Consider the following 6762-nt stretch of genomic DNA (forward strand, 5'->3'; position numbering starts at 1 on the left):
CACAGGCATGCTCTGCACCGCCCCTCTGCGAAGGTGTGCGCTTCCCCCGCAGAAGCAGGAGTCGCCGTGAACGCACGTCGCCACTTCCTTTCCGTTGCCGCCGCCGGCACTGCCGCGTTCGCCGCTGCCCCATTGATGGCGCAGTCGGTCGGCCCGGGCAGCGTCCTGCCCACTCGCGGCCAGGCTTCGGCGAAGCCCTTGCCGGGCAACCCCGCACAGCAGGGCAGGCGCTATCGTCCGCAGACCCGTCTGGGCCTGGGCGGTGTCGCGATCGGCAATGGGTTTGCGGCTGCGACCGATGCGCAGAGCGAAGCCACCCTCGCCGCAGCGTATGCGGCCGGGGTGCGCTGTTTCGATACGTCGCCGTGGTACGGGCTTGGCCTGAGCGAGCGCCGCTACGGCCACCATCTTCACAACCATCCCGCGCGTGAGTACACGCTGTCGACCAAGGTCGGTCGTCTGCTGACGGCCACCGCCGGTGAGTTGCAGGACGTGATGTGGAAGAACCCGTCGCCATTCCATTACCGCTACGACTACTCTGCCGACGGCGCGCGGCGGTCGGTGGAGGACAGCCTGAATCGGCTCGGCGTATCGCAGCTGGACGTGGTCTTCATCCATGACCTGTCGCCGGACAACGAAAAAGACCTCGGCATGCCGTGGGAGCAGCGCTTCGCTGAAGCTGCCAAGGGTGCGATGCCCGCATTGACGCGCATGCGCGAGGAGGGGCTGATCAAAGCCTGGGGCTTCGGCGTCAACCGCCCTGAGCCGGCGCTGCGCGCGGTGGCCGAGGCAGACCCGGACATCTTCCTGCTCGCCTGCCAGTACTCGCTTCTGGATCACGAGCGGGCGCTGGATGACACCTTCCCGAAGATCGCTGCGCACGGTGCGTCGGTGGTGGTGGGTTCGCCGCTGCTGGCCGGCTATCTGGCCGGCCGCGATCGGTATCTGTACGACGACAAGGTGCCGTCGTGGGCGCCGGAAAAGCGCGCGAAGGTGCAGGCCATCTGCGATCGCCACGGTGTGGATATGCGCACGGCCGCCCTGCAGTTCGCCGATGCACCCGATGTGGTCTCGGCGGTCATTCCGGGCGCGCGTACGCCGGAACAGGTGCTGGCCAATGTCGCCTCCATGTCCGTGGCGGTGCCGGGTGCCTTCTGGGCTGAGCTCAAGCAGGAAAAGCTGATCGCCTCGGATGCGCCGGTGCCGCGCGGCTGAGCCGGCTCCGGGACCAGGGGGCGCTTGAGCTGATCGGCACGCCCTGAGCTCTGGTGGGTGCCCCGCCTGTAGAGGGGGCGGCACCTGTCTTCAGGACGGCCCGCCAGGTGTCATTTCCGCCATAGTCTTTCGCGATAGCCCCGGATGCGGCATCATGCCGCCCATTCGTTCCCTCCAGCCGCCGCCAGAGGAGTCCCTTCCTGCCTGGAGGCATTGCCGTGTCCGTCGTTCCGTTCCGTGTTGCCCCGATCCATTCGGGTCGCCGTCGTGCTGTTCCCTCGCGCTCCCCGCTGATGCAGGCGATGGCCTGCGTGCTGGGCCTGGCCCTGTCCGCCTCGGCCGTGCAGGCCGAAGAGGCGCTGGCGGCAGACGCACCTGCCAAGGACGGCGCACAGACCCTGCAGACCGTGCAGGTCACCGCCAATCAGCTCGGCACCGTGACCGAAGGCAGTGATTCCTACACGCCCGGTACGATCGCCACGGCCACCCGCCTGGTGCTCAGCCCGCGCCAGACCCCGCAGTCGATCAGTGTGATCACGCGGCAGGAAATGAACGACTTCGGCCTCAACGGCATCGATGACGTCATGAAGGTCACGCCGGGCGTGAGCATCGTTACCTATGACAGCGAGCGTACCGAGTACTACGCGCGCGGCTTCGCGGTGCAGAACTTCCAGTACGACGGCATCCCGATGGCGCGTGATTCGGCGTACTCGGCCGGCAATACGCTCAGCGATATGGCCATCTATGACCGCATCGAAGTGCTCAAGGGCGCTACCGGTCTGCTGACCGGCATGGGCGACCCGGGCGCGACCATCAACCTGGTGCGCAAGAAGCCCACCCGCGAACTGGCCGGCAGTGCCACGCTGGGCGTCGGTTCGTGGGACAGCTATCGCGCCGAGGTGGATGTCGGCGGGCCGCTGACTGAAAGTGGCCGCGTGCGCGGCCGCGTCGTGGGTGCCTACCAGGACAAGCATTCCAATGCCGACCATTACCAGCGCAGCAATGAGGTGTTCTACGGCATCCTCGAAGCCGACCTCGGCGAGAGCACGCTGCTGACCGTCGGTGCCGATTACCAGGACAGTGATCCCAAGGGCTCCAGCTGGGGCGGCATCCCGTTGCTGGACAGTGCAGGCAACTTCAACGACATGCCGCGCTCGTTCAACAACGGCGCGCGCTGGAGCCGCTGGGGCCAGTACGCCCGCACCGGCTTCGCCACGCTGGAGCACACCTTCGCCAATGACTGGGTCGCCAAGCTGCAGCTCAACCACCAGGTCAACGGCTATGACGCGTCGCTGGGCGCGGCGGCCGGTGGCAATCCGGATCCGGTCACCGGTGAAGGCGTGAGCATGTGGCTGGGCCAGTACATCGGCAAGACCACCAGCAACGCGGCCGATCTGTACGTCAGCGGCACGTTCGAGTGGTTCGGCCGCCAGCATGAGCTGGTGGTCGGTGGCAGCGTGTCGCGCAAACGCTGGGTCAACAACGGCTACTCGCCGCAGCCGGGCTACGTGAGCGACGTGGCCAACTACTACGCCTGGACCGGCGATGTGCCCGAGCCGGATTGGCAGTGGGGCTACGGTGACAATCAGGTCACCCGCGAAAGCGGTGCCTATGTCGTGGGCCGTTTCGACCTGGCCGATCCGCTCAAGCTGATCGTCGGCAGCCGCATCGCCAACTATAAATCTCCGGATACCGACGAGAGCGGTGTGGTCGTGCCGTATGCCGGCCTGGTATACGACCTCAACCGCAACTTCTCCGTCTTCGCCAGCTACAGCACCATCTTCAAGCCGCAGGGCAACCAGGACGAACAGGGCCGGGTGCTGGATCCGTTGGAAGGGCGCAGCTACGAAGCGGGCCTGAAGGCGGAGTTCTACGAGGGTCGCCTCAACGCCAGTGCGGCGGTGTTCCAGCTGGAGCAGGATAACTACGCCCAGCCGACCGGCGGCAGGACGCCCAGCGGCGGGATCGCCTATGAAGGCCTGATGGGGGTGCGCACCAAGGGTTATGAGCTGGAAGTGTCCGGCCAGCTTGCGCCGGGCTGGCAGCTCCAGGGTGGCTACGCGCACAAGATCGCGCGGCAGCAGTCCACCAAGGTCTCCACGCTGGAACCGGAAGATCAGTTCAGCGTGCACACCAGCTACCGCCTCACCGGTGCGGCTGACGGCTGGAGCGTCGGCGGGGGTGCGCGCTGGCAGGGCAGCACGTTCGGCACCATCACCAATCCTGCCACTGGCGGAAGCCAGATCCACCGCACCGAGCCCTACTGGCTGCTCGATGCCATGGCGCGTTACCAGTTCAACGATCAGCTCTCGGCGACGCTCAACGTCAACAACCTGCTGGACAAGCACTACTACACGATCTTCAGCTGGTACAGCACCTACACCTGGGGCGAGCCGCGCAATGTGCGGCTGACGCTGAACTACAAATTCTGATCCACGCAACGAACGACACCCCGGGCAACCGGGGTGTCTGCGTTTGAGGCCGGGGGGTTACAGTGCCAGCTCGAACACGATGACTTCCGCGTCGTTGGCGTTTTCCAGCGTCAGCTGCGCCTCGTCACTGACCTGCAGCGCATCGCCGGTCTCCAGGGTGATGCCGTTGACCTGCAGCTGCCCGCGGGCCACCTGTACATAGGCGCCGCGACGCGGGGCCAGCGGCAGGTGGACGCGGTCGTCACCGTCCAGGATCGTGGCGTAGATGTTGGCGTCCTGGTGGATCAGCAGCGAGCCGTCACGGCCATCGCGCGAGGCGATCAGGCGCAGCTGGCCACGCTTGGCTTCCGGCGCGAAATGCGTTTCCTGGTAGCTCGGGGTGATGTTCTCCTGATCGGGGAACAGCCAGATCTGCAGGAAGTGCACCGCCTCGTCGGCCGAGTGGTTGAACTCGCTGTGGCTGACGCCGCTGCCGGCGCTCATGCGCTGCACATCGCCGTAGCGCAGCACCGAACCGGTGCCCATCGAATCCTTGTGCTCCAGTGCGCCGCCGAGCACGTAGGAGATGATCTCCATGTTGCTGTGGCTGTGCGTGCCGAAACCCTGGCCGCCCTGCACGCGGTCTTCGTTGATCACCCGCAGCGGGCCGAAGCTGGTATAGCGCGGGTCGTAGTAATTGGCGAATGAGAAGGTGTGCATGGAGTTCAGCCAGCCATGGTCGGCCTTGCCACGGGTGTTGCTCTTGCGGATCTGCAGCATGGTGAATCTCCTCGGTGTTCGATGGTTTCGATGGCGGTCCGGGCGGTCGCTGCCGTTCCCTTTCCTGTTGCGGCCAGTATCCGCTTGCTCCGGCGCGTTGAAAAACGGATAGTTTTGCAAGCCATCATCGAAAAATTCGAATGCTCAAGCTCAGCCTCGACGCCCTGCAGATCCTGGATGCCATCGACCGCCGTGGTTCGTTCGCCGCAGCCGGCAAGGCCCTGCACAAGGTGCCCTCGACCATCTCCTACACGGTCTCCAAGCTGGAGGAGGACCTGGGCGTGCAGCTGTTTGATCGGGTCGGCCCGCGCGCGCACCTTACCCCGGCCGGGGAAGCGTTGCTGGAGGAGGGGCGCCATCTGCTGCGGGCGGCGCGGGAGCTGGAGATGCGGGTGCGGCGGGTGGCGTCCGGCTGGGAAGCGGAGTTGACCGTGGCGGTCGATTCGATGTTCGTGCCGGCGCTGCTGGCCGAGGACGTGCGCGCGTTCACTGCGGTGGCCGAACAGACCCGGATGCGGCTGATCAGTGAATCGTTGTCAGGCACCTGGGAGGCACTGCTGGACCGGCGCGCGGACCTGCTGGTCGGCGCGGCGGGCGAGGGGCCCAGTGGCGGGGGCTATGTGGTCGAGCCGATGGGCGTGGTGCGTTTCGTGTTCGCAGTGGCGCCCTCGCATCCGCTGGCAGCCGCGTCCGAGCCGCTGGGCCGTGAGCAGCTCGCCGCCCACTGCGCGATCGCCGTGGCCGATTCGGCGCGGCGGCTGCTGCCGCGCACGGTCGGGCTGCTGATGGGGCAGGAGACCGTCACCGTGCCGGACATGGTCAGCAAGTTCCGCCTGCAATGTGCCGGGCTCGGTTTCGGTTTCCTGCCCGAGCCATACGTGCAGCGGGCGGTGGCGCAGGGCCGGCTGGTGATCAAGCAGGTTGAAGAGCCCAAGCCGGACGAGACGTTCTGGCTGGCCTGGCGCACCGGTGAGGAGGGGGCCGCGCTGAAGTGGTGGCGTGAGCGCATGCAGCGGCCGGCGGTGTTGGCGGGCTGGTGGCCAACGATGGAAGGCTGGCTGGGCTAGCCAGCCGCCGGGGCCAACCTGAATCGTGGCCTGGCTGTCATGGGATGGTCATACGGATGCGATAGAGCGGCGCGGAGCGGATCGGTAACCTGCCCGACTCGTTTGGTTTTTACGACTCTGCCCATGAAGCGCTTGCTGCTGTTGCTGCTGGCCGGGGCTGGCCTGTGGCTGGCTGCGTGCTCCTCCTTGACCTCCACCGCTGCCTCCACCTCGCTGAGCGATCGGCTGATCGCCCCCGGTGGCGTGTCCACGCTGCTGGACACCGCGCGCATCGCCGACGCGGTGGACAGCGTCCCCAGCCGGCATGGTCTCGTGACCGGCCGCGCGGGCGTGCCGATCTTCTGGCGGGCCTTCGACCCGGGCCAGTACGGGGTGCGCTACCACTACCTGCCCCAGCACCATGACAACGGCGAGCCGCTGCGCACCGGCATGGCGCTGGACCTGCCGCATCCGTTCCAGCCCCAAGCGCCGCGCGGCACGGTGGTGCTGTTGCACGGCTGGATGATGAACGGTGATGCGATGCTGCCGTGGTCGCTGCAGTTGGCGCAGTCGGGCTACCGCGTGGTCACCATCGACCTGCGCAATCACGGCCATTCCGGCGCCGGCCCGTCCGGTTACGGCACGTTCGAATCCGATGACGTGGTCGATGTCATCGCCGCGCTGAGGGCGCGCGGGGAGGTGGTCGGGCCGTTGTATCTGTTCGGCGTCTCCTACGGTGCAGCCACCGCGCTGTTCACCGCCGACAAGCTGGGCGACCAGGTCACCGGCGTGGTGGCGATGGAGTCCTTCGCCAATGCCGGCGATGCGATCCGCAGCATGATCCCGCACCTGATGTCGCTGCAGCCGACGGCGTGGAAGGCGCAGGCCATGGCCGCCTATGGGCGCTGGCGCTATGGCGGGCAGGATATCGACCAGGTGATCGCCGCCGCCAGCCAGCGTCTGGATCTGGACCTGGACCGCGTCGATGTCACCCGCGCGCTGGCCGACAGCCGTACCTGCGTACTGCTGCTGCATGGCCAGGATGATCAGCATGTGCCGGTCGGGCAGGGCCGTCGTCTGGCTGCTGCCAGCCCGCGCGTGCACTACATCGAGATGCGGGGCGAAGACCACATCACCCTGCCGCTGCGCGTGGATCTGTTGGGCGGTGTGGTGGATGACTGGCTGGCGCACGACGCCCATGCCGGCGGTGACTGCCCGGCGCCGGAACTGCCGGGCGAAGCGGATCTCATGGCGATGCGGGCGGTGCAGGCGCACGCACCGCAGGGGTGACCTCCCGGTAGTGGGGGGGG

At 67.0% G+C, this 6762-nt stretch carries 5 protein-coding genes; 4 read left to right on the plus strand and 1 reads right to left on the minus strand.

Going from position 1 to position 6762, the window contains the following annotated elements:
- The first annotated feature begins 66 nt into the window (after positions 1-66).
- Together ACE026_RS05000 and ACE026_RS05005 are read left to right on the plus strand one after the other, a co-directional pair.
- The gene (locus ACE026_RS05000) at positions 67-1215 is read left to right on the plus strand and encodes an aldo/keto reductase (RefSeq protein WP_486038205.1); all 1149 of its coding nucleotides are present in this window, start codon (positions 67-69) and stop codon (positions 1213-1215) included.
- Positions 1216-1508: 293 nt separating this feature from the next.
- On the plus strand, positions 1509-3647 hold the full coding sequence (locus tag ACE026_RS05005; RefSeq protein WP_486038290.1) for a TonB-dependent siderophore receptor: 2139 nt from the start codon (positions 1509-1511) through the stop codon (positions 3645-3647).
- Between the two features lie 57 nt (positions 3648-3704).
- On the opposite strand, the gene ACE026_RS05010 is transcribed toward ACE026_RS05005, so the two are convergent.
- Complete coding sequence (locus ACE026_RS05010) at positions 3705-4406, minus strand: pirin family protein (RefSeq protein WP_486038206.1); 702 nt, start codon at positions 4404-4406, stop codon at positions 3705-3707.
- A 140-nt stretch (positions 4407-4546) separates the two neighbouring features.
- Here ACE026_RS05010 and ACE026_RS05015 point away from each other — a divergent pair, with 140 nt between their 5' ends.
- Both ACE026_RS05015 and ACE026_RS05020 read left to right on the plus strand, forming a co-directional pair.
- Entirely contained in the window at positions 4547-5473 is a 927-nt protein-coding gene (locus tag ACE026_RS05015) for a LysR family transcriptional regulator (protein ID WP_486038207.1), read from the plus strand.
- Between the two features lie 123 nt (positions 5474-5596).
- On the plus strand, positions 5597-6742 hold the full coding sequence (locus tag ACE026_RS05020) for an alpha/beta hydrolase family protein (RefSeq protein ID WP_486038208.1): 1146 nt from the start codon (positions 5597-5599) through the stop codon (positions 6740-6742).
- The last annotated feature ends 20 nt before the right edge of the window (positions 6743-6762 follow it).

The sequence above is a fragment of the Stenotrophomonas sp. AGC87 genome, from assembly GCF_057333975.1.

Excerpts from the sequence above, each read along its gene's own strand:
- ACE026_RS05020 (WP_486038208.1), top strand. The coding sequence starts at position 5,597 with ATGAAGCGCTTGCTGCTGTTGCTGCTGGCCGGGGCTGGCCTGTGGCTG.
- ACE026_RS05015 (WP_486038207.1), top strand. The coding sequence starts at position 4,547 with ATGCTCAAGCTCAGCCTCGACGCCCTGCAGATCCTGGATGCCATCGAC.
- ACE026_RS05010 (WP_486038206.1), bottom strand. The coding sequence starts at position 4,406 with ATGCTGCAGATCCGCAAGAGCAACACCCGTGGCAAGGCCGACCATGGC.
- ACE026_RS05005 (WP_486038290.1), top strand. The coding sequence starts at position 1,509 with ATGCAGGCGATGGCCTGCGTGCTGGGCCTGGCCCTGTCCGCCTCGGCC.